The organism is Streptomyces sp. NPDC098789, from assembly GCF_044759975.1.
Taxonomy (GTDB): domain Bacteria; phylum Actinomycetota; class Actinomycetes; order Streptomycetales; family Streptomycetaceae; genus Streptomyces.
Window position 1 is genome coordinate 305,612 of the sequence record NZ_JBIWAJ010000001.1, and the last position, 22,962, is coordinate 328,573.

The window sequence follows — 22,962 nt, forward strand, 5'->3', positions numbered from 1 at the left end:
AAGAAGACATGACCGGCCAGCCAAACGACCACGGGGCCGCGCGATGAGGGTGCTGCTGATCGGAGCCAACGGGTACCTCGGCCGCTACGTCGCGGACCGGCTGCTCGCCGACCCCGCCGTCCAACTCACGGCCCTCGGCCGGGGCGACGACGCCGACGTCCGGTTCGACCTCGCGACCGGCAGCCCCGGCGCGCTCACCCGCTTCCTCGACGCCGTCCACCCGGGCGTCGTGATCAACTGCGCGGGGGCCACCCGCGGCGGTGCGCGCGAGCTGACCCGGCACAACACCGTCGCCGTCGCGACGGTCTGCGAATCGCTGCGCCGCAGCGGCTGCGGGGCCCGGCTGGTGCAGCTCGGCTGCGCGGCCGAGTACGGGCCCAGCCAGCCCGGATCGTCCACGGCCGAGGACGCCGTGCCGAGACCCGGCGGGCCGTACGGCGTCAGCAAGCTCGCCGCCACCGAACTCGTCCTCGGGTCCGGCCTCGACGCGGTCGTGCTGCGGGTGTTCTCGCCCGTCGGCCCCGGCACCCCCGCCGGGTCCCCGCTCGGCCGGCTCGCCGAGGCGATGCGCCGGGCGATGCAGTCCGGGGACTCGGAGCTGAAGCTCAGCGGCCTCGGCGTGCAGCGCGACTTCGTCGACGTGCGCGACGTGGCGCGGGCCGTGCACGCGGCCTCGCTCTCCGCCGCGCAGGGCGTCGTCAACATCGGCACCGGACGCGCGGTCCGACTGCGCGACGCGGCCGCCGTACTGGCCCGGGTGGCGGGCTACGGCGGCGCCATCCACGAGCTCGACGGCCCGCAGCAGCCGCACGCGCACCCCGGCCGTCCGGCGGGGCTGGCCGCGATCGGCTCCCCGCGCGCCGAGGCGACCGCCGAGCAACTGGCCGCCACCCCGCCGCCGTACCCGTACCCGGACGGCTGCGGCACCTGGCAGCAGGCCGATGTCCGCACGGCCCGCGACCGGCTCGGCTGGCGGCCCCGGATCAATCTGGAGGAATCGCTCGCGGACATCTGGATGGAGGCGGCGTGCCGCATCTGACCACCCCGCCCGGGGCGCGGCAGGCGGCCACCGGGGCCGGCCGGCTGGGCCTCGGGGTCCCCGGGTACGGGCACCCGCTGGTCGCGCCCGCCGAGTGGGCCGAGCTGTCCCGGCCCGGCACCCCGCTGCACTGGGCCGTCCTGAACGTGGCGGACGGCCCCGGGCAGCGGCCCGACCCGCACTGTTCGCAGGCGGCCGTCCGGCTCCGGGAGACGGGCGCCGCCGTGCTCGGCCATCTCGCGATGCGGGACGGTGAGCGGTCCTTCGGCGAGCTGGTCTCGGACGCCCACCGCTTCGTCGACTGGTACCGGGTCGGCGGCTTCTACCTGGCCGGCGCCCCGGCCGACCGGGCCGGGCTGGACGCCGTGCGCAAGCTGACGGACACCCTGCGCACGCTGGGGACCGGCGGGCACCGCCCGCACCTGGTGCTGGGGCACGGCACGCACCCGTACGAGGGCTACACCGAGGCCGCGGACCAGCTGGTCACCTTCTCCGGGAGCTGGGCCGACTACCGCTGGTCGCAGGTGGCGGAGTGGACGGCGGACCATCCGCCGGAGCGGTTCTGCCACTTCGTGCACGGGGTTCCGCGCACGCACCTGGAGGAGGCCGTGCGGGTCGCCCGGTGGCAGGGGGCGGGCACGATCTGGTTCACGGACCGGCTCGGAACGCGTGCGGGCAGCGACCCGTGGGCCTCGATGCCCGGGTACTGGGACGAAATCGTCTCGCGGATCGGGACGAGTGTCTCGGAATGAAGTGGGCCGTGGCAGTGTTGCGGAACAGAACAACACTTTAATGCTCCCCGCTGGTGCGGGGATGACCCGCCTGGAGTGCCCGTGTCGCTGCCACCCCTGGTAGAGCCAGCTGCTGAGCTCACCGTTGACGAGGTCCGTCGGTACTCCCGCCACCTGATCATCCCGGACGTCGGGATGGACGGGCAGAAGCGCCTGAAGAACGCCAAGGTGCTCGCGGTGGGCGCCGGCGGCCTCGGTTCCCCCGCCCTGATGTACCTGGCCGCGGCCGGTGTGGGCACCCTCGGCATCGTGGAGTTCGACGAGGTCGACGAGTCGAACCTGCAGCGCCAGATCATCCACAGCCAGGCGGACATCGGCCGCTCGAAGGCGCAGTCGGCGCGCGACAGCGTGCTCGGCATCAACCCGTACGTGAACGTGATCCTCCACGAAGAGCGGCTCGAAGCCGAGAACGTGATGGAGATCTTCAGCCAGTACGACCTGATCGTCGACGGCACGGACAACTTCGCGACCCGTTACCTGGTCAACGACGCCTGCGTGCTGCTGAACAAGCCGTACGTCTGGGGCTCGATCTACCGCTTCGACGGCCAGGCCTCGGTCTTCTGGTCCGAGCACGGCCCGTGCTACCGCTGCCTCTACCCGGAGCCGCCCCCGCCGGGCATGGTTCCCTCCTGCGCCGAGGGCGGCGTGCTGGGCGTGCTCTGCGCGTCCATCGGTTCCATCCAGGTCACCGAGGCCATCAAGGTCCTGACCGGCGTCGGCGACCCGCTGGTCGGCCGCCTGATGATCTACGACGCCCTGGAGATGCAGTACCGCCAGGTCAAGGTCCGCAAGGACCCCGACTGCGCGGTCTGCGGTCCGAACGCGACCGTCACCGAGCTCATCGACTACGAGGCCTTCTGCGGCGTCGTGTCGGAGGAGGCCCAGGAGGCGGCCGCCGGCTCGACGATCACTCCCAAGCAGCTCAAGGAGTGGATCGACAACGACGAGCCGATCGAGATCATCGACGTCCGCGAGATCAACGAGTACGAGATCGTCTCGATCCCCGGCGCGAAGCTGATCCCCAAGGGCGAGTTCTTGATGGGCACCGCCCTCCAGGACCTGCCCCAGGACAAGCGGATCGTCTTGCACTGCAAGACGGGTGTCCGCAGTGCGGAAGTCCTCGCGGTCCTGAAGTCCGCGGGCTTCGCGGACGCGGTGCACGTCGGCGGCGGCGTCATCGGCTGGGTCCACCAGATCGAGCCGGAGAAGCCGATCTACTAGGCGACCCGCTCTCCGTACGGGAAGGGCCCCGCCGCGCGCGACGCGCGGCGGGGCCCTTCCGCGCGTCCGGGCTCAGACCGCGGTGCAGACGGCCTTGGCCGCCGGGACCTTGCCGTTCAGCAGGTAGGCGTCCACCGCCTTCTGCACACAGGCGTTGCCGCTGTTGTAGGCGCCGTGCCCCTCGCCCTTGTAGGTCAGCTCCACGCCCACCCCGGGGCCGAGCCGCTCCACCATCTTGCGCGCGCCCTCGTACGGGGTCGCCGGGTCGCCGGTGTTGCCGATCACCACGATCGGGGCGGCGCCCCGAGCGCTCACGTCCGGGGTGTCGAAGGCCCCCTTGACCGGCCAGTCGGTGCAGCCGAGCAGGCCCCAGCCGAGGAAGTCGCCGAAGACGGCGGAGGCGGCGCGGAAGGCCGGGAGCTTGGCCTTCGTCTGCTCCAGGGTGAAGCGCTCCTTGGAGTCCGCGCAGTTGATCGCGGTGTTGGCCGCGCCGATGTTGTTGTACGTGCCCTTGGCGTCGCGGCCGTTGAGCGCGTCCGACATGACGAGGAGCAACTGCCCCTGGCCGCCCTCGGCCTCGTCCAGCCCCTGCTCCAACAGCGGCCAACCCTCCTTGGAGTAGAGGGCGTAGGCGATGCCGTTGGTCGCGGCGGAAGCGGTGAGCCGGCGTTCGCCCACGCCCTCGACGGGCTTGGCGGCCAGGGCCTTTTGGAGCTTGACGATGTTCGCGTCGATCTCCTTGGCGGTGCTGCCCTGGAGGCGGCAGGCGTCCCCGCGGTCCACGCAGTCCTGCTCGAAGTTGCCGAGGGCCAGTTGGAAGCCCTTCGCCTGGCCCAGCGCGCCCTCCTCCGACGTCTTGGTCGGGTCGACGACCGCGTCGAAGACGGCCCGGCCGACGTTCTTCGGGAAGAGGTGGGCGTAGACCCCGCCCAGCTCGGTGCCGTAGGAGATGCCGAAGTAGTACAGCTTCTCGTCGCCCAGGGCCTGGCGCAGCCGGTCCAGGTCGCGGGCGGCGTTCTCGGTGCCGACGTGGGGGAGGAGCTTGCCGGAATTGCGGACGCAACCGTCCCGGTAGGTCTTGATCCCGGCCAGGTACGCCTGCTCCTCGGCCGGGGTGGCGGGGGTGTTGTCGGCGGCGTAGTACCGGTCGAGCTGGGCGTCGCTCTCGCAGAGCACCGGGGCGCTGCGGCCGACCCCGCGAGGATCGAAACTGACCAGGTCGTAGCGGGTGCGCAGGGCCGTGTACTCCTTGGCGGCGCCGGGCAGGGAGGCGACGCCGGAGCCGCCGGGGCCGCCGAAGTTGAAGACGAGCGAGCCGATGCGGGCGGACCCCGGGCCGGTGGCCTTGGCGCGGATCAGGGCGAGCGGGAGGGTGTCGCCGCCGGGCTCGGCGTAGTCGACGGGGACCTCCAGGGTGGCGCACTCCCAGTCCTTGCCGGGCGCTTGGCCGGCGCCCTGTGCCGCGGAGGGGGCGGGGCAGGGCTTCCAGGCGGGGGCGGCCGGGGCGCCCGGGGCGTTCTCCCTGCCCCTGGTGGTGTCCTTGCCGGCGTCGGAGCAGGCGCCGGTGGACAACAGGGCGGCGGCGAGGGCGGCGACGGCGGTGATCCGCGGGGCAGTGGGCATGCCCCCATCCTGCTTCCCCCCTCCCCCCCTCGCCCCCGCCATGGTCCGTTCGTGTACCCCCCACCGTCCTGGCCTGGCCGAACTCGGCCTCGCCGGCGTGTGAGCGCCCATGCCTGGGGGCCGGCCACCTCAGCCTCGCTGGCGGTGGAGCGCCCGATCCAGCCTCGCCGGCGTTTGAGGCGCCGCGCGGCCGGGGCCGGTCACCTTTTCCTCGCCGGCGGTGGAGTGCCCAGTTTCAGCCTCGCCGGCGTTTGAGGCGCCGCCGGAGGCAACCGCGGCCACAGCCGGGCGTCACCTCGGCGGGCCCAGCGGGCTGGATCCGGGCCAGGTCCGGTGGGGCCGGTGCGGCCCGTGGGGCCTCCGGCGGCGCCTCAAACGCCGGCGGGGCTGAACTGGCGGGCCGTTCCCGGCGGCGGGGCTGAACTGGGTGGGCCGGTGCGGGCCGTGGGGCCTCCGGGGGCGCCTCAAACGCCGGCGGGGCTGAAATGGCGGGGCCAGGGGCCCAGGGGTCAGGTGGGGAGGATGGTGTGGGCGGCGGCGCGGCCCGTGGCTACGCAGGCCGCCACGCCGACCCCCTCGTAGGCCGCCCCGCACAGCGCCAGCCCCGGCAGCTTCCCGGCGGCCTCGCGGATCCGCGCGACCCGCTCCCGGTGCCCCACCCCGTACTGCGGCAGCCCCCGGTCCCACCGGGTCACGCGCGTCGCGACGGGCTCGCCCATCGGCCCCACCGCGTGGTGGAGTTCGGCGATCGCGGTCCGCACCAGGTGCCGGTCGGGCCGGTCCAGCAGCTCCTCGTCGCCGATCCGCCCGATGGAGGCGCGCAACACGAAGGTGTCCGGCGCCGAGGCCCCCAGCCAGGACCACTTGTTGGAGAGGAAGGAGGCGGCCTTCAGGGTGTGCCCGTCCACGGGCGGCACCAGGAACCCGTTGCCCTGGGGCAGGAAGTGCGCCTGTGCCCGGGAGAAGGCCATCGTGATGACGGCCGTCGAGGCGTGCGCGATGCCCGACAGTTCGGCCTCGGCCAGCGGCGAGTGCGGCCGCAGGAGCTCGGCCGCCGCGAAGGCCGGCAGCGCGAGGATCACCGCGTCCGCCTCCATCGTCAGCGGCCCGTCGTCCGTCATGGCGAGCACCCGCCACCGCCCCGCCGGCGTCCGCTGGAGCGAGCGGGCCGTCGTACCGGTGAGGATCCGCGCACCGCACGCGTCGGCCACGGCCTGCGGGAAGCGCCCGGTGCCGCCGGTCACGCCCTGGACGGCGACGGCCGCCGAGCGCGGCGCGCCCGCCGCTTTCATCCGGCGCAGCGCCGGCAGCAGCGGCCCGCCCTGTTCGGCGAGGGCCGCGATCCGCGGCATCGCGGCGCGCAGCGAGAGCCGGTCGGCGCGCCCGGCGTAGATCCCGCCGAGCAGGGGCTCGATCAGCCGGTCCACGGCTTCCTGGCCGAACCGGGAGGCGAGGTAGGCGCTCACCGAACAGTCCCCGGTGAGCGCGGGCGCCTCCAGGGTCTCCTCGGCTGCGACCCGCGCGACGCCGGCGGGGGAGAGAAGTCCGGTGCCGGTCAGGGCGGCCGGGTCGGTGGGCACGCCCATGACGTGTCCGGGGGGCAGCGGCCGCAGGCCGCCGTTGGTCCAGATGGTGGTGGGGGCCTTCGCGGGATCGCACAGCGCGTCCCCGAGTCCGACCGCCGCCGCGAGCTCGACGGCCTCGGGCCGCAGGGCCATCAGGGACTCCGCGCCCTCGTCGACGGTGATGCCCGCGATGGTGCCGGTCCGCAGTTTGCCGCCGACCTTCGCGTGGCTCTCCAGGACGGTGACGTCCGCCCGCCCGCGCAGCTGCCAGGCGGCAGCCAGGCCGCTGATGCCGCCGCCGACGACGATCACTGAGCGCATTGTCTTCTCCTGTGGCCGATATGTTCCCATATGAAACATATGGGAATCCTGTGCGTCAGTGCCTCATGCTTTCGGTCAGGACACGCAGCTCGTCCTGATGGGGGAAGCTCCCCGGCCGGTAGGCGCAGTACGGATCGGCCTCCAGCACGTCACCGGTGAACCCGTAGGCCCGCGACCGCGAACCCCCGCACACCGTCTTGAACTCGCACGCACCGCACCTGCCGCGCAACAGCTCCGGATCCCGCAGCGTGGTGAAGAGCGCCGAGCCCCGGTAGATGTCGGCCAGCGCGTGGTTCTTCACGTTGCCCGCCGAGACCGGCAGGAACCCGCTGGGGTGCACCTCGCCGGTGTGCGAGATGAAGACGAAGCCCCGCCCCGAGGAGACGTCCATCGGCGGCCTGCGCACCGTGCGCCGCGCGCCGTCGAAGACGCCCAGCTCGTGCGCCCGCGCCATGAGCCGCTCGTACAGCGGCCCGAGCTCGGGCCGTTCGCCCTTCGCGTCGAGGATCGTGCGCTGGAGCGCGACCCGGCGGAAGTGGTGGCCCTCGGTGGTCTTGGTGGCCATCACGGCGCCGCAGTCGTAGAGGAAGTGCAGTACGTCCTCGATCTCGTCCGGGGTCAGGGACGCCAACCGCTCGCCGCGGCCCGTCGGCACCAGCACGAAGCCGGACCACAACATCGCGACCTCGCGGCGGACCACCGCCGCGATGTCGGCGAGGTCCTCCAGGCTCTCGCGGGTCACCGTGGTGTTGATCTGCACCTTGAGCCCGAGCTCCCGGGCCGTGCGCCACCCCTCCAGGGTCCAGTCGAAGACCCCGTCGACCCCGCGGAAGCTGTCGTGGCGCTCGGCCGTCGACCCGTCCAGCGACAGGGACAGCGCGATCGCCCCGGCCTCGCGGACGGCGACCAGGTTCTCCCGGGTGAGGGTCGGCGTGCCGGAGGGCGAGACCGCGACCCGCAGGCCGAGCCCGGTGCCGTACGCGACCAGCTCGGTGAGGTCGGGGCGCTGGAAGGGATCGCCGCCGGTGATCACGAACAGCGGACCGGGCCGGCCGAAGGCGGCGACCTGGTCCATGACCCGACGGGCGTCCCGTCCGTCCAGCTCCAGCGGGTCACGGGCGGTCTGCGCCTCGGCCCGGCAGTGCAGACAGGCCAGCGGGCAGGCCCGGGTGGCCTCCCAGATGACGATGAAGGGCCGTTCGGAGACCGCGTGCACGGGCTTGCGCACGACGGTGCGCGGGGTGCCGGTCACGACACGCGCTCCCAACCCCGCTTGCTCGGGCGGTTGGCCAGCTGCTTCGGGTCCCGCTTGCGGTAGACCACGTACGGCCGGAAGAGGTACTTCAGCGGCACCGAGAACATGTGCACCAGTCGCGAGTACGGGATCAGCGCGAAGAGCGTGAAGCCGAAGAGGATGTGCAGCTGGAAGGCGAGCGGGGCGCCCGCCATCAGGTGGTAGTCCGGTTGGAAGGTGAAGAGGCTGCGGAACCAGAGCGAGATGCCGGTGCGGTAGTTGTAGTCGTCGGTCATGCCGGTCGAGTTGAGGATCGTGGCCGTCAGGCCGAGGACCATCGCGCCGAGCAGGCACGTGTACATCACGTGGTCGCTGCGCAGCGTCGCCCTGCGGACCGCGGGGACCTTGAAGCGCCGGTAGACCAGCACCCCGATGCCGGCGGCGGCCGCGACGCCCGCCACCGTGCCGGTGGAGATCGCGAGCAGGTGGTAGGCGTGGTCGCTCAGGCCCACCGCGTCGGTCCAGCTCTTCGGGATCAGCAGGCCCACGACGTGACCCATGATCACGAACAGCATGCCGAAGTGGAAGAGCGGCGACCCGATCCGCAGCAGCCGCGACTCGTGCAGCTGCGAGGAGTGGGTGGTCCAGCCGAACTTGTCGTACCGGGCCCGCCAGAAGGTGCCCGCGATGAGCAGGGCGACCGAGACGTACGGCAGTACGCCCCACAGGAGGAGGTCCATCAGGCCACCGCGTCCTTCATCTCGATCGGCCGCTTCGGGGCCTGGGGCCAGGGCAGGTCGGTGGGCCGGCCCAGGGGGAGGCCGACGGGCAGGTCCGAGGGCATGTCGAGGCCCGGGCCGAACGGTTCGAGGGCCGAGCCCGCGCCCACCAGCTCCTGCGGCGGCCCGTTCCTCGCGAGCGCCTTCGCCTCGGCCCGGGTCTCCGGCGAGGGGCCGGGCAGCGTCGCGCAGACCGCCTCCAGCACCGGGGCGTACGGCGAGTCGGACTCGGTCAGGGCGAGGCGCAGCAGCTCCAGCCCGGCCCGGTGCTCCTGGAGCAGCCGGGTGCCGGCCTCCTCGGTGCGGGCGGCGAACTCCAGCGCCACGGGCAGGAAGTCGGGCAGTTCCTCGCCCGTGTACTCCAGCCCGAAGTCCCGGTAGATCCGCTTCAGCCGGACCAGCGACAGCCCGCGGCGCCGCGTGTCCCCGTCCACCCACCAGGTGAGGTAGAGGCAGCGGCGGTTGCGGGTGTCGAAGGTCGAGGTGTACCGGGCGCACAGCTCGATCGGCGTCAGCGCCTCCGTCTCGTCGAGGAAGGAGCCGAGCCCGGCGGCTTGTTCGGCGGGCGCCCCGGCCAGGGCCGCACGGAGCCGGGGGAGTTCGTCATGGAAGTAGTCTCCCGGATACTGCAACACACAGCTCGCGACCAGTCGTACGACGGCGTCCGGAGTCACGGGGTCCTCCTCGTGGGGCTGATGTTGAGCAGGACGCGAGCGGGCGCGGATCCCGCGGGCTCGCCCACGGGGCAGGTGGCGTCCAGCGGGTGGCTCTCGGCGAGCGCGTCCGCGTCGGCGCGGGCGGCGGTCGGGATGACGAAGCGGTCCTCCAGCTTGGCGATGGCCAGCAGCCGGAACATGTCCTCCATCTCCAGGCCGGTCAGGCCCACGGCCGCCGCGATCGACTCGTCGCGGTCCTCGCCGAGGTTGATCCGCCGCATGTACGAGCGCATCGCGGCCATCCGGCGCAGCACCGCCCGCACCGGGTAGGCGTCACCGGCGGTCATCAGTTCGGCGAGGTACTCCACGGGGATGCGCATCTCGTCGATGGCGCCGAAGAGGTTGCCCGCGTCCTCGCCGTCGCTGCCGGTGGCCGCGACCGCCTCGACGACGGGGGAGAGCGGGGGGACGTACCAGACCATCGGCATCGTCCGGTACTCCGGATGCAGCGGGAGGGCCACCTGGTAGGTGGCGATCAGGTCGTAGACGGGGGAGCGGCGGGCCGCGTCCAGCCACTCGTCGGTGATGCCCGAGGCCCGGGCGGCGGCGGCCACGGCCGGGTCGTGCGGGTCGAGGAAGCACTCCAGCTGCGCGGGGTAGAGGTCGTGCTCGTCGGCGACGGACGCGGCCTCGGCGACCTTGTCGGCGTCGTAGAGCATCACGCCGAGGTAGCGCATCCGCCCGACGCAGGTCTCCGAGCAGACGGTCGGCATGCCGACCTCGATGCGCGGGAAGCACAGCGTGCACTTCTCGGCCTTGCCGGTCTGGTGGTTGAAGTAGACCTTCTTGTACGGGCAGCCGGTGACGCACATCCGCCAGCCGCGGCACTGGTCCTGGTCCACCAGGACGATGCCGTCCTCCTCGCGCTTGTACATCGCGCCCGAGGGGCACGAGGAGACGCACGCGGGGTTCAGGCAGTGCTCGCAGACCCGCGGGAGGTAGAACATGAAGCTCTGCTCGAACTCGAAGCGGATCTTCTCGCCGACCTCGTCGCGGATCTTCTCGATGATCGGGTCCCGCGGGGCGTGGGTGGGCGCGCCGCCGAGGTTGTCGTCCCAGTTGGGACCCCACTCGATCTTGTCGATCGGCTCGCCGGTGACCTGCGAGACGGGGCGGGCGGTGGGCATGTCGTCGCCCGCCGGCGCCTCGGTGAGGTTCTTGTACTCGTACGTCCAGGGCTGGTAGTAGTCGGAGATCTCCGGCAGGTCCGGGTTGGCGAAGATCTTGCCGAGCTTGGCGAGCCGGCCGCCCGCCTTCAGTCGCAGCTTGCCGGAGCGGGTCCGCTCCCAGCCGCCCTTCCACTTCTCCTGGTCCTCCCAGCGGCGCGGGTAGCCCTGGCCGGGGAGGGTCTCGACGTTGTTGAACCAGACGTACTCGGTGCCCTGCCGGTTGGTCCACGCCTGCTTGCAGGTCACCGAACAGGTGTGGCAGCCGATGCACTTGTCGAGGTTCATGACCATCGCCACTTGAGCCATGACGCGCATCTGATCAGTACTCCACGTTCTGGTCGCGGCGGCGGATGACCGTCACCTCGTCGCGCTGGTTGCCGGTCGGGCCGAGGTAGTTGAAGGCCCAGGTCAGTTGGGCGTAGCCGCCGATGAGGTGGGTGGGCTTGAGCATCACCCGGGTCAGCGAGTTGTGGATGCCGCCGCGGCGGCCCGTCTTCTCGGTCTTGGGGACGCCGACCGTGCGCTCCTGGGCGTGGTTCATGTAGACCGTGCCCGGCGGCATCTTGTGGGAGACGATCGCGCGGGCGGTGACCACGCCGTTGCGGTTGACCGCCTCGATCCAGTCGTTGTCCGCGACCCCGATCGCCCCGGCGTCCTGCGGGGACATCCACACCGTCTGCCCGCCGCGGCCCAGGGTCATCATGTAGAGGTTGTCCTGGTACTGGCTGTGGATCGCCCACTTGTTGTGCGGGGTCAGGTACCGCACGGCGACCGTTTTGCCCTCGTCGACGACTCCGAGCTCGGGCTCCCCGTAGAGCTGGTGCATGTTCAGCGGTGGCTTGTAGACGGGCATCGACTCGCCCACCTCGTGCAGCCAGTCGTGGTCGATGAAGAAGTGCTGGCGGCCGGTGAGGGTGTGCCAGGGCTTGAGGTGCTCGGTGTTGATCGTGAAGGCGGTGTAGCGGCGACCGCCCGCCTCGCTGCCCGACCACTCGGGCGAGGTGATCACCGGCACCGGGCGGGCCTGGGTGTCGGCGAAGGTGATCCGCTTGCCCTCGGCCTCGGCGGCCAGGTGGGCCATGTGCGTCCCGACCTTCTTCTCCAGCGTCTCGAAGCCCTGTGTGGCCAGGCGGCCGTTGCTGGTGCCCGAGAGCGAGAGGATCGCCTCGCAGGCCTGCTGCGCGGTCTCCAGCCGCGGGCGGCCGTCGGCGACGCCACCGCGGACCGCGCCGTTCTTCGCGCGGAGGTAGTCGATCTCCTCGGCGACGTCGAAGGTGATGGCCTTCGTCGTCACGCCGAGCGCGTCGACCAGCGGGCCCAGCGCGGCGAACTTCTCGCCGACCGCGCCGTAGTCGCGCTCGACGACCTGGAGGTTGTACATGGTCCGGCCGGGTACGGGCTCGCACTCGCCCTTCGACCAGTCCAGCGCGACCCCGCCCGGCTGGGCCATCTCGCCGCCCGGGGTGTCGTGCTGGAGGGCGGTGGCGACCAGGTCCTTGCGCACGCCCAGGTGGATCCCGGCCAACTCGCCGAATCGTTCGGCCAGTCCCTTGAAGGCGTCGTAGTCCGAGCGGGCCTGCCAGGGCGGGTCGACCGCCGGGGTGAAGGCGTGCAGGAAGGGGTGCATGTCGGTGGAGGACAGGTCGTGCTTCTCGTACCAGGTCGCCGCCGGGAGGACCACGTCCGACAGGAGCGTCGTGGAGGTCATCCGGAAGTCCATCGTCATGAGCAGGTCGAGCTTGCCCTCGACGTCCTCGTCCCGGTAGGTGACGTCCTTCGGCGTGCAACGCGGCCCGTCCTCGGGCAGGTTGGAGTGCGTGCCCAGCAGGTGCTTGAGGAAGTACTCGTTGCCCTTGGAGCTGGAGCCCAGCAGGTTGGCGCGCCATACGTTCAGCACGCGCGGCCAGTTGCCGGGGGCGTCCGGGTCCTCGCCCGCGAAGCCCAGCTCGCCGCTCTTGAGCTGCTCGACCGCGCTGGCCACCGGGTCCGCGGCCTCGCCCAGCTCCAGCGGGTTGCGGTCGAAGGTCGGGTAGGAGGGCATCCAGCCCATCCGGGCGCTCGCGGCCAGGCAGTCGGAACCGGTCATGCCGGCGAAGGCGCCCTCGGCCAACGGCGAGGCCAGCGCCTCGGCGGGCAGGGTGTCGTAGCGCCACTGGTCGGTGTGCAGGTAGAACCAGGCGGCGCCGATCATCTGGCGCGGCGGGCGCGACCAGTCGGAGGCGGCCGCGAGGGTGGCCCAGCCGGTGACCGGGCGGCACTTCTCCTGGCCGACGTAGTGGCCCCAGCCGCCGCCGTTGCGGCCCTGGCAGCCGGTGAGGGTGAGCAGGGCGAGGAAGGCGCGGTAGATGGTCTCGGAGTGGAACCAGTGGTTCGTGCCCGCGCCCATCAGGATCATGCAGCGACCCCGCGACTGCTCGGCGGTCTCGGCGAACTCGCGGGCCACCCGGGCCGCCTGGGCCGCGGGCACCGAGGTCAGGGACTCCTGCCAGCCGGGGGTACCGGGCTGGCTCGCGTCCTCGTACGAGGCGGGCCACTCGCCGGGCAGCCCCTCGCGGGCCACCCCGTACTGCGCGAGCATCAGGTCGAAGACCGTGGTGACCAGTCGGTCCCCGAGCCGGCGCACGGGCACGCCGCGGCGGATGACCCCGCCGCGCTCGTCGTCCTCGAAGCGGGGCAGCGTGATCGAGACGCTCTCGACCGTGTCCGGGCCGTCGTCGAGGAGGGTCAGCCGGGGGACGGTGTCCCCGAGGTCCAGATTCCACTCGGGCTTCTCGTTCTTGCCCCAGCGGTGGCCGAGCGTGCCGTTCGGGACCACCGGCTCGCCGGTGACGTCGTCGATCAGCACCGTCTTCCACTGCGCGTTCTCGGTGTCGTGCCCGAGATCGGCGGCGGTGACGAACTTGCCGGGCACCAGGCCCTGTTCCGTTTCCCGCAGGGACACCAGGAAGGGGAGGTCGGTGTACTGGCGGACGTAATCCGCGAAGAACGGCGTCTGCTTGTCGACGAAGAATTCCTTCAGGATGACGTGGCCCATCGCGAGGGCCAGCGCACCGTCCGTACCGGGATGCGGGTGCATCCACTCGTCGGCGAACTTGGTGTTGTCCGCGTAATCGGGGGAGACCGTGACGACCTTCTGGCCGCGGTAGCGGGCCTCGGTCATCCAGTGGGCGTCCGGCGTCCGGGTGACCGGGACGTTGGAGCCCCACATCATCAGGTACGCGGCGTCCCACCAGTCACCGGACTCCGGCACGTCCGTCTGGTCGCCGAAGACCTGCGGCGAGGCCACCGGGAGGTCGGCGTACCAGTCGTAGAAGCTCAACATCGGCGCGCCGATGAGGGAGTGGAAGCGGGCGCCCGCCGCGTGCGAGGCCATCGACATCGCCGGGATCGGCGAGAAGCCCGCGACCCGGTCCGGGCCGTGCTCCTTGATGGTGTGCACGTGGGCGGCGGCGACCAGCTCGGTCGCCTCCTCCCAGGTCGCGCGCACCAGACCGCCCTTGCCGCGGGCCTTCTGGTACCGGCGCCGGCGCTCGGGGTCGGACTGGATGTCGGCCCAGGCCTCGACGGGATCGCCGAGGCGGCCCTTGGCCTCCCGGTACATCTCCAGCAGCGTGCCGCGGACGTACGGGTAGCGGACCCGGGTCGGCGAGTAGGAGTACCAGGAGAAGGAGGCCCCGCGGGGGCAGCCGCGCGGCTCGTACTCCGGGCGGTCCGGGCCCACCGACGGGTAGTCGGTGGCCTGGGTCTCCCAGGTGATGATCCCGTCCTTGACGTAGACCTTCCAGCGGCACGAACCGGTGCAGTTCACGCCGTGCGTCGAGTACACGACCTTGTCGTGGCTCCAACGGTCGCGGTAGAACGCCTCCGCGGCCCGGCCGCCGGTCCGGTGGACCGTGCGCAGGTCGTCCGAGACCTCGGCCCGGCTGAAGAAGCTGCCCGCCTTGATCAACTGCTCGGCGGCACCCTGATGCTCCTGCAACGCGACCTCCAGGCCATCGCAAATTCGAATCCCCGAACGACCGTACGCCCGCGCAATGGCCGCATCCGGTGACAAAGGTCCCGGAGGGGGGTGACCATCTGCCGGAGTTTCACGGGCCGATCGGGTGCATTCTGGAATGGCGTCAATTCCGCGACGGCGCAGGTTAATTACGCGCATTCATGCCAATTAGGTGGTGGGTCGACCCGTGCGACCGGAAACGGAAACCCGCGGCGGTGCGCGCCCCCGCCCCGCCGCGCCCCGACCCGCCGCGCCCCGGCGCTCGTGGGCGCGGCGCTGGCTGCCGGACCAGCACGGGGCGTGGGCGATGCTCGCCGTGCCGTTCCTCGTCGGCGTCCTGCTCGCACCGCGGCCCCGCCCGGCGCACGCGGCGCTCTTCGGCGCCTGGCTGCTCGGCTACGTCGCCGTCTTCCACGGCCAGCAGTGGCTGCGGCTGCGGCGGCACTCGCGCAACCCGCGCGCCGCCGGCCGCCACCTGCGCCCGGGGCTCGTCTTCGGCGCGGCCTGCGCGCTGCTCGCGCTGCCGCTCGCCGTCCTGCACCCCTGGCTGCTGTGGGCGGGGGCCGCGGCCGCCCCCTGCGTCGCCGTGAACACGTACGCGGCGCGGCAGAACCGCGAACGGGCCCTGTGGAACGGCCTGGCGGCGGTGGTCCCGGCCTGCGGGATGCTGCTGGTGGCCCTGCGCCTGGGCGGCGGCGACCTCGCCGACGGCTGGCGGGCGGCGCTGGCCTGCCTGCTCTACTTCGGCGGCACCGTCCCGTACGTGAAGACGATGATCCGGGAGCGCAACTCGCCCGCCTGGCGCCGGGCCTCGGTGGCCTACCACGCGGTGGCGCTGGTCGCGGCCGCCTGGCTGAGCCCCTGGCTGGCCCTCCCGTTCGCCCTCTACCTCGCCCGAGCCGCCCTGCTCCCGGGCCGAGGCCTGAAGCCCCCCTTGGTCGGCGCCGCAGAACTGACAGCCTCGGCCCTCCTCCTGACCACGCTCCTTCTGACCTTCTGACCCGACTCCGCCCGGCCCGCGCCTCAATCGCCGGCGGGGCTGGAGGAAGTGGAGCCCGCCCGGCGATTGAGGGCCCGCCGGAGGCACGACGGGCCGCACGGGCGGCCCCACTCGGGCGGAACCAGCAACCCGGCTCCGCCGGCCCCCGGGCTCCGCCCGGACCCGCGCCTCAAACGCCGGCGAGGCTGGATGTCGGGACCTGGAGGCCGGGACCTGGGGGTCGGGACCCGCGCCTCAGGCGCCGGCGGGGCTGGAGGAAGTGGAGCCCGCCCGGCGATTGAGGGCCCCACCGGGGGCGGGGCGGGCCGGGCCGGCCCGACCTCCGCCCCGTACCCCCGCCCGCCGCCGGAACTAGATGGCTTCCTTGCGGGTCAGATAGTTGAACGAGATCCACCCCGGCAGCACCGGCAACCAGAAGGTGCACAGCCGGAACAACAGCACCGCCGAGATCGCGATCTCCTTCTCCAGCCCGGCCGCGATCAGCCCGAGCGTCAGCGTGGTCTCCACCGCGCCCACACCACCCGGCGTCGGCGCCGCCGACCCCAGCGCGTTGCCCGCGAGGAAGACCACCGCGATGCTCGCCAGGCTCAGCGCCTCGCCCCCGCCGAAGGCGCGGACCGAGGCGTCCAGGCACATCACGAAGCAGGCGGTCAGCAGCAGCATCCCGCCGATGCCGGTGATCAGCTTCTGCGGCCGCTGGAGGATGTCCAGCATGCGCGGCACCACCCCGGCGAACAACGCCCGTACCCGGGTCGCCACGAACTTCCGCAGGAACGGGATCGCCGTCACCACGAGCACCAGCACGGCGACCGTGAGCAGCCCCGCGATGACCGCCCGGGACGGGGTCATCTGCGTGGTGTTCTCGGTCCCGGTCAGATAGCCGAAGGACAGCAGCAGCAGGATGTGGCTCGCCAGACCGAACAGCTGCGAAGCGCCGACGCTCGCCACCGCCAGCCCCGGCCGCACGCCCGAGCGCTGGAGGAAGCGCGTGTTCAGCGCGACCCCGCCCACCGCCGCCGGAGCGACCAGCTTCACGAAGGACCCGGCCAGCTGCGCGCACACGGTCCGCAAGAAGGGCACCCGCTCCGGCACGAAGCCCAAGAGGCTCATGGCCGCCGCGAAGTAGGTCAGCGCGGAGAAGGCCAGCACCACCCCGACCCAGCCCCAGCGCGCCTGCCCGAAGGTGGTCGCGAAGTCGACCTGGGTCAGCTGGGAGAGCAGGAAGTACGCCGCCACCGCGCCCGCGATGAAGGACACCAGCGTGCGCGGCTTGATCCGCTCCAGCCGGGCCGGTTCCACCGGCGCCTGCGGACGGATCAGCAGGACCTGCTGGCGGATCTGGCTGAGCAGGTCCTCCTCGCGCGCCTCGTCGAGGGCCTCGTCCAGCGCCCGCTTCTCGGCCTTGCGCTCGGCCTTCGTCTCCGCCTTGGAGACGGCCTTGGAGGAGCGGCGCGCGGCCGCGTCGGCCTCGCGTTCCGCCTCGCGCTGCGCCTTGGCCAGCCGCGAGCTCTCCAACACGGCCTCCCGCTCGCGGGTCGAGCGCTCGCGCGCCAGCCTGCGCAGGGTGGCCCGGGTGGAGCGGCTCAGCGCGATCGGCTGGAGCAGCGGCAGACAGTCCGCGACCGCGTCCGGACCCAGCACCTGGAGCGCCGAGGCCACCGAGCGCTCGGCCCCGACCCGCAGGCCGATGGTGGTCAGCAGCTGGGCGATGTCCATCCGCAGCACCAGGTCGCCGGCCGCGATCTCGCCGCCGCGCAGGTCGGTGAGGATGACGTTGCCAAAACGATCCACCACGAGGGCGTCCGCGGTGAGCCGCCGGTGCGCGATCCGCCGCGACTGCAGGGCCCGGACCTGCTCCCAGGCGTTGCGGCTCAGCTCGTCGGTGATCTCCTCGTCGGCGAGCGAGTCCATGGTCCGGCCGCCCAGGTGCTCGTAGACGAGCATCACGGCGTCCGGCCCCAGTTCGGAGGTGGCGATCAGCCGGGGCGCGTTCGCCCCGGCGGCGATCGCCGCGTACGCGAGCAGCGCCTCCTGCTCCAGCGCCTGGCGCAGCGACTGGAGGCTGCGCCGGGTGGTGATCCCGCGCAGGGTGAGCCGCCGCCAGACCCGGTAGAAGAACCCCTGGGCCTGCTGCTCGCGGTCCACGACCGTGACGTCCAGCGGCGGTCCGTCCGCCAGCGTGACGTGGTAGCGGCGGCCCCGGTCGTTCTGCTCCGAGACCTCCTTGCCCTCCGGGCTCTCCGGCACCTCGGCACGCGTCGCGCTGACCGGTTGGAAGCCGACCCGGCGCAGACCCGCGAGGAGGTTCTGGCCGGTGGGCCGGACGTTGGGGGAGCCGACGGCGTACAGCGTGCCGTAGGCGACGGTCCAGCCGATGAGCACGGTGAGGATGATCGAGAAGGGGGTGGTGTAGCCGCCCACGAGCATCGCGAAGGCGTCGAGGAGGAGCACGGCCCACAGGGCCACGCGCCAGCGGGGTCTGCGCGTCATCCCGACGGCGGTCATGTAGGCGATGACGGGCGCGAGGTAGCCGTGGACCGGATCGGTGAGGTCCTCGCCGATGCCGGTGGGGCGGGTCAGGGCCTCGCGGATGGTGCCCGGCGCGGCGCGCGAGACCCAGAGGTCGATGGCGAGGGTCACGCCGTGCGCGAGCACGGCGGCGAGCACGCCGTCGGCGATGCGCAGGCCGTCGCGCTTGATCAACCGCTCGATGGCGAAGGCGACCGGCACGAGCAGGATCGCGATGCTCGACACCAGCCCGGCGACCTTGATGAGCACGTCGGGCGCCTGCCCGGTGCCCTTGTTGATGTCCGCTTCCAGGCCGACGGTCGTGCCGTGGGCGAAGGCGGCGATGCCGAGGACGACGGCGATGCCGAGGATGCCGACGAGCAGCCGGACCAGGTCGGAGGGCCGGTGCACGCGGGCGGCCAGCAGGGGCTCGTCGACCTCGACCCGGTCGGCGGTGATGGCTGTGACGTCGGTGATGGCTGTGACGTCGGTGATATCGGTGGCTTCGGTGACGGCGTCCGGGCGCGCGGAAGCGGCGGCGCCGTCGGCTCGCGCCGCACCGTCCGCCTTCGCCCGCCGTGCTCCTGCCCCGGGACCGGGATCGGCTCCGGGGAAGTCCGGGGAGCCGGGGGTTCCCGAAGGGCCTGGAGGGCCGTCCGGACTGCTCGCGGGAGGGCTCACACCCTGCTCCTTCGCCGTCACATCCGTCTCTTCTTGATCACGTATCACCTGTCACCGCCCGGAAGATGGTGGCACGGCGGAGCCGGGGCGCGAGGCAGCAGGGTGCGCGTCCCACCGGAGGGAACCGTTTCGGTGGTCCGGGTGCGGGGTGCGGCACCATGTGCCGCATGAGCGATGAACCGGAGCTGCCGGAGTACGCGGAACGAGTCCTCGCCGTCGCCGAGGAGATTCCGCCCGGCCGGGTGATGACCTACGGGGACGTCGCGGAATGGCTCGGCGACGGCGGCCCGCGCCAGGTCGGGCGCGTCATGGCGCTCTACGGCGGCCCGGTCCCGTGGTGGCGCGTGGTCCGCTCGGACGGGGTCCTGCTGCCCGGCAGCGAACCGCGCGCGCTGGCGCACTACCGGGACGAGGGCACACCGCTGCGCGCGGCCTCCACAGCGGCCACGGGACACGTGCCGCGCCTCGACATGAAACGCGCGCGCTGGGACGGACACCGGGCGGCGGACGGTTGACGTCCGGTTCGCTCCGGGCCCCGGCGCGGGCGTGTGCAGTGTCACACCTGCCAGCTTCGGCCATCGGACGTGCGGGTGTGCTCCCACAGGCCCGTACGGGGGACGCGGGGCCCCCGGGGAGACTGCGCGGGGTCGCCCGCTTGCCGTAGCGTTGAGCCTTCGCCCGCGCCGCGCAGGCCGCCCCGCGCACCCACGAACCCAGACCCACCAGGACCGGCACCCCACGTGATCAGCTCTCCTTCGGACCGTCGTACGCGGGCCCCGCACGCGTACCGGCTGGTCCGCGGCGGACCGGCGCAGGTGGATCCCCCTGTCCTGGACGCAGCGCAGCAGGCCGTGGTTGACCACGCCGCCGGACCGCTGCTGGTCCTCGCGGGACCGGGCACCGGAAAGACGACGACCCTGGTCGAGGCGGTCGCGGCCCGGGTCGAGGCCGGCGCCGATCCCGCCCGCATCCTCGTCCTCACCTTCAGCCGCAAGGCGGCGGTGGAACTGCGCGACCGGACCGCGCTGCGGCTCGGCGGGGCCCGCGCCCCGCAGGCCACCACCTTCCACTCCTTCTGCTACGGCCTGGTCCGCGCCCACCAGGACAGCGAGCTCTTCACGGAACCGCTGCGGCTGCTGTCCGGCCCCGAGCAGGACGTGACCGTACGGGCCCTGCTCGAAGGCCAGCGCGCCCTGAAGTCGATCCGCTGGCCCGACGACCTGCGGGCCGCGCTCACCACGCGCGGATTCGCGGACGAGGTGCGGGCGGTCCTCGCCCGCAGCCGCGAGCTGGGGCTGGGGCCGGCCGCGCTGGACGCCTTCGCCTCCCGGACCGGCCGCCCCGACTGGCGGGCCGCCGCCGCCTTCCTCGCCGAGTACCTCGACGTCCTGGACATGCAGGGGACGCTCGACTACGCCGAGCTCCTGCACCGCGCGGTGCTGCTCGCGGAGCGCACCCCGCAGGTGTCCGCGGCCTACGACGCGATCTACGTCGACGAGTACCAGGACACCGACGCGTCCCAGGTCCGGCTGCTGCGCGCGCTGAACGGTCCCGCCGGCACGCTGGTCGCCTTCGGTGACCCGGACCAGTCGATCTACGCGTTCCGCGGCGGTGACGTCAACGGCATCCTGGACTTCGCCTCGGTCTTCCCCGGCGCCGGGATCCGCTCCCTGACCGTGTCCCGCCGATCCGGCGCGGGCCTCCTCGCGGCCACCCGGCTGCTCACCACCCGGATGCCGATGACCCGGCTCCCGGCCGCCGCGGTCCGCGCCCACCGCGAGCTGCGGGCCGTGCGGGAGGGCGGGCGGGTGGAGGTCCACACCTACCCGACGTCCGCCACCGAGCTGGAGAACATCGCCGACATCCTGCGCCGGGCCCACCTGGAGGACGGGGTGCCCTGGCAGGACATGGCCGTCCTGGTCCGCTCCGGCGGCCGCACCCTGCCCGCGATGCGCCGCGCCCTGGTCGCCGCGGGCGTCCCGGCCGAAACGGACGGCAACGACGCCCCCCTACGCCACGAACCAGCCGTAACCCCCCTCCTCACCGCCCTCCGCACCGCAGCCACCCCCACCCCACCCCCGGCCGAGCCAAACCCCGTCCCGGCCGAGCACAACCCCGCTCTCGCCGAGCCCAATGCAGCCCCGGCCGAGCCAAACCCCGCTCTGGCCGAGCTCAATCCCGCTCTGGCCGAGCCAAATTCAGCCCCGCCGGCGTTTGAGGCGCCGCCGGAGGCAGAAGAGCACCCGCAGGACCCGACGCACCGGCACCACCCGGCGGAGCCCGAGCCCCCCGCGGCGGAAGCCACCCCCACGGCGGAAGCCACCCCCACGGCGGAAGCCACCCCCACGGCGGAAGCCGAACCCACCCCCGGCCCGGAATCCTGGCTCCCGGTGGAGGCCGCCCTCACCCTCCTCACCTCCCCCCTCGGCGGCATGGACGCCACCGACCTCCGCCGCCTGGGAAGGGCCCTGCGCGACGAGGAACGGGCCGCCGGCACGATCGTCCCCGCCCCCTCCGACGTCCTCCTGGCCCGCGCCCTCGCCGAACCCGAACGCCTCACCGCGCACGACCCCGCCTACGCCCGCGGAGCGCAGCGCCTCGGCACGCTCCTGCGCAAGGCCCGCGAGCTGCTCCAGGGCGGCGGCACCGCCGAAGAGGCCCTGTGGGTCCTGTGGGACGGCACCCCCTGGCCGCAGCGCCTGGAGCGCAACGCCCGCCGCGGCGGCGCCGCCGGCCGCAACGCCGACCGCGACCTCGACGCGGTCTGCGCCCTCTTCGACACCGCCGCCCGCGCGGAGGACCGTACCGGCGGCCGCGGCGCCCTCAACTTCCTCGAACAGCTGGAGGCCGAGGACATCGCGGCCGACACCCTCAGCCACCGCGCCACCCGCCCCGAGGCGGTCCGCCTCATGACCGTGCACCGCTCCAAGGGCCTGGAGTGGGGCCTGGTCGTCGTCGCCGGCGTGCAGGAGGGCCTCTGGCCGGACCTGCGCCGCCGCGGCTCGCTCCTGGAGGCCGACCGGATCGGCCGCGACGGCCTCGCGGAGCCGATGCCCCCCGGCGCCCTCCTCGCCGAGGAGCGCCGCCTCTTCTACGTCGCCGCCACCCGCGCCCGCGAGCGCCTCGTCGTGACCGCCGTCAAGGCCCCCGCCGAGGACGGCGACCAGCCCTCCCGTTTCCTCACCGAACTCGGCGTCACGCCCAAGGACGTCACCGGCCGCCCGCGGCGCCCCCTCGCCGTCCCGGCCCTGGTCGCCGAGCTGCGCGCCACGACCGTCGACCCGGACGCCTCCGAGGCGCTGCGCGACGCCGCCGCCCGGCGGCTGGCCCGGCTCGCCGCGCTCACCGACGACGAGGACCGTCCGCTCGTACCGGCCGCGCACCCGCAGCGCTGGTGGGGCCTGTACGAGCCCACCCGGGCCACGGTCCCGCTGCGCGACCGGGACAGGCCCGTGGCGCTGTCCGGCAGCGCCCTGGACCAGCTGGCGAACACCTGCTCCCTCCAGTGGTTCCTGGGCCGCGAGGTCAAGGCCGACGCCCCGTCGTCGGCCGCCCAGGGCTTCGGCAACGTCGTCCACGTCCTCGCCGACGAGGTCGCCTCCGGTCGTACCCCCGCCGACCTCGCCGTCCTCATGGAGCGCCTGGACTCGGTGTGGGACGCCCTCGCCTTCGACGCGCCCTGGAAGTCCCGCCAGGAGAAGGAGAACGCCCGGTCCGCCCTGGAGCGCTTCATCCGCTGGCACAACTCCGACCGCGGCGGGCGCACCTCCGTGGCCACCGAGCACGGCTTCGACGTGACCCTGGGCGCGGGCGAGTACGAGGTCCGCATCCGCGGCTCCATGGACCGGGTCGAGACGGACGCGGCGGGCCGGGCGTACGTCGTCGACTTCAAGACCGGCAAGGCCGCCCCCACCCGCGAACAGGTGGAACGGCACCCGCAGCTCGCCGTCTACCAGCTCGCCGTGCGCGAGGGCGCGGTCGACGGGGTCTTCGACGGCCGCCGGCCCGAGCCCGGCGGCGCCGAACTGGTCCAGCTGCGCCAGGGCGCGGCGAAGAAGGACGGCGGCGACGAGGTCCCCAAGGTGCAGGCCCAGCAGCCGCTCGACGGCGGCCCGGCGGGGGACTGGGTCGGCGACCTGCTGGCCACCGCGGCGGGCCGGGTCCTGGACGAGCGCTTCGCGCCCGCCACCGGCGACCACTGCTCCCGCTGCTCCTTCCGGGCGGCCTGCAGCGCCCGCCCCGAGGGCCGCCAGACCGTCGATTAGCGCGTGGCACACGGACGACGGCGGCCGGTCGCAGTGCTCGGTCCCGGCACCCG

General features: G+C 73.2%; 14 protein-coding genes. 6 read left to right on the forward strand and 8 right to left on the reverse strand.

Annotated elements, in window-relative coordinates:
* Positions 1-43 precede the first annotated feature (43 nt).
* From ACIQWR_RS01640 to moeZ, 3 genes are all read left to right on the forward strand, one after another.
* On the forward strand, positions 44-1,039 hold the full coding sequence (locus tag ACIQWR_RS01640) for an NAD-dependent epimerase/dehydratase (RefSeq protein WP_399260000.1): 996 nt from the start codon (positions 44-46) through the stop codon (positions 1,037-1,039).
* Positions 1,027-1,791 (forward strand): spherulation-specific family 4 protein, encoded by a 765-nt coding sequence (locus ACIQWR_RS01645; protein WP_404004173.1) that lies wholly within the window; start codon positions 1,027-1,029, stop codon positions 1,789-1,791. Before ACIQWR_RS01640 ends, ACIQWR_RS01645 begins: the two co-directional genes overlap by 13 nt.
* 81 nt (positions 1,792-1,872) lie before the next feature.
* Complete coding sequence (gene moeZ / locus ACIQWR_RS01650; RefSeq protein WP_399260004.1) at positions 1,873-3,051, forward strand: adenylyltransferase/sulfurtransferase MoeZ; 1,179 nt, start codon at positions 1,873-1,875, stop codon at positions 3,049-3,051.
* A gap of 72 nt (positions 3,052-3,123) precedes the next feature.
* Here moeZ and ACIQWR_RS01655 read toward each other — a convergent pair whose 3' ends face one another.
* The 7 genes from ACIQWR_RS01655 to ACIQWR_RS01685 form a co-directional block, all read right to left on the reverse strand.
* Positions 3,124-4,674 carry an alpha/beta hydrolase gene (locus ACIQWR_RS01655; protein ID WP_404004176.1) on the reverse strand — a complete coding sequence of 517 codons (1,551 nt, stop codon included), beginning with the start codon at positions 4,672-4,674 and terminating at the stop codon, positions 3,124-3,126.
* 509 nt (positions 4,675-5,183) lie between these two features.
* Entirely contained in the window at positions 5,184-6,560 is a 1,377-nt protein-coding gene (hemG, locus tag ACIQWR_RS01660; protein WP_404004179.1) for a protoporphyrinogen oxidase, read from the reverse strand.
* A gap of 55 nt (positions 6,561-6,615) precedes the next feature.
* On the reverse strand, positions 6,616-7,812 hold the full coding sequence (locus ACIQWR_RS01665; RefSeq protein WP_404004182.1) for a TIGR04053 family radical SAM/SPASM domain-containing protein: 1,197 nt from the start codon (positions 7,810-7,812) through the stop codon (positions 6,616-6,618).
* Positions 7,809-8,534 carry a respiratory nitrate reductase subunit gamma gene (gene narI, locus ACIQWR_RS01670; RefSeq protein ID WP_404004185.1) on the reverse strand — a complete coding sequence of 242 codons (726 nt, stop codon included), beginning with the start codon at positions 8,532-8,534 and terminating at the stop codon, positions 7,809-7,811. Before narI ends, ACIQWR_RS01665 begins: the two co-directional genes overlap by 4 nt.
* Complete coding sequence (gene narJ, locus ACIQWR_RS01675; RefSeq protein ID WP_404004188.1) at positions 8,534-9,247, reverse strand: nitrate reductase molybdenum cofactor assembly chaperone; 714 nt, start codon at positions 9,245-9,247, stop codon at positions 8,534-8,536. Before narJ ends, narI begins: the two co-directional genes overlap by 1 nt.
* A complete protein-coding gene (gene narH, locus ACIQWR_RS01680; protein WP_404004191.1) occupies positions 9,244-10,773 on the reverse strand; it encodes a nitrate reductase subunit beta in 1,530 nt (509 codons plus the stop codon). Before narH ends, narJ begins: the two co-directional genes overlap by 4 nt.
* 4 nt (positions 10,774-10,777) lie before the next feature.
* Positions 10,778-14,437, reverse strand: a complete 3,660-nt coding sequence (locus ACIQWR_RS01685; RefSeq protein ID WP_404004194.1) for a nitrate reductase subunit alpha — start codon at positions 14,435-14,437, stop codon at positions 10,778-10,780.
* Positions 14,438-14,642: 205 nt separating this feature from the next.
* Here ACIQWR_RS01685 and ACIQWR_RS01690 point away from each other — a divergent pair, with 205 nt between their 5' ends.
* Positions 14,643-15,455 carry a YwiC-like family protein gene (locus ACIQWR_RS01690; protein WP_404004197.1) on the forward strand — a complete coding sequence of 271 codons (813 nt, stop codon included), beginning with the start codon at positions 14,643-14,645 and terminating at the stop codon, positions 15,453-15,455.
* 351 nt (positions 15,456-15,806) lie between these two features.
* Here the strand turns inward: ACIQWR_RS01690 and ACIQWR_RS01695 are convergent, their stop codons facing one another.
* Positions 15,807-18,692 (reverse strand): lysylphosphatidylglycerol synthase domain-containing protein, encoded by a 2,886-nt coding sequence (locus ACIQWR_RS01695; RefSeq protein WP_404004200.1) that lies wholly within the window; start codon positions 18,690-18,692, stop codon positions 15,807-15,809.
* A 119-nt stretch (positions 18,693-18,811) separates the two neighbouring features.
* On the opposite strand from ACIQWR_RS01695, the gene ACIQWR_RS01700 reads away from it, so the two are divergent.
* Positions 18,812-19,159, forward strand: a complete 348-nt coding sequence (locus tag ACIQWR_RS01700; RefSeq protein WP_404004203.1) for an MGMT family protein — start codon at positions 18,812-18,814, stop codon at positions 19,157-19,159.
* Between the two features lie 225 nt (positions 19,160-19,384).
* Positions 19,385-22,909 carry an ATP-dependent helicase gene (locus tag ACIQWR_RS01705; protein WP_404004206.1) on the forward strand — a complete coding sequence of 1,175 codons (3,525 nt, stop codon included), beginning with the start codon at positions 19,385-19,387 and terminating at the stop codon, positions 22,907-22,909.
* Positions 22,910-22,962 lie beyond the last annotated feature (53 nt).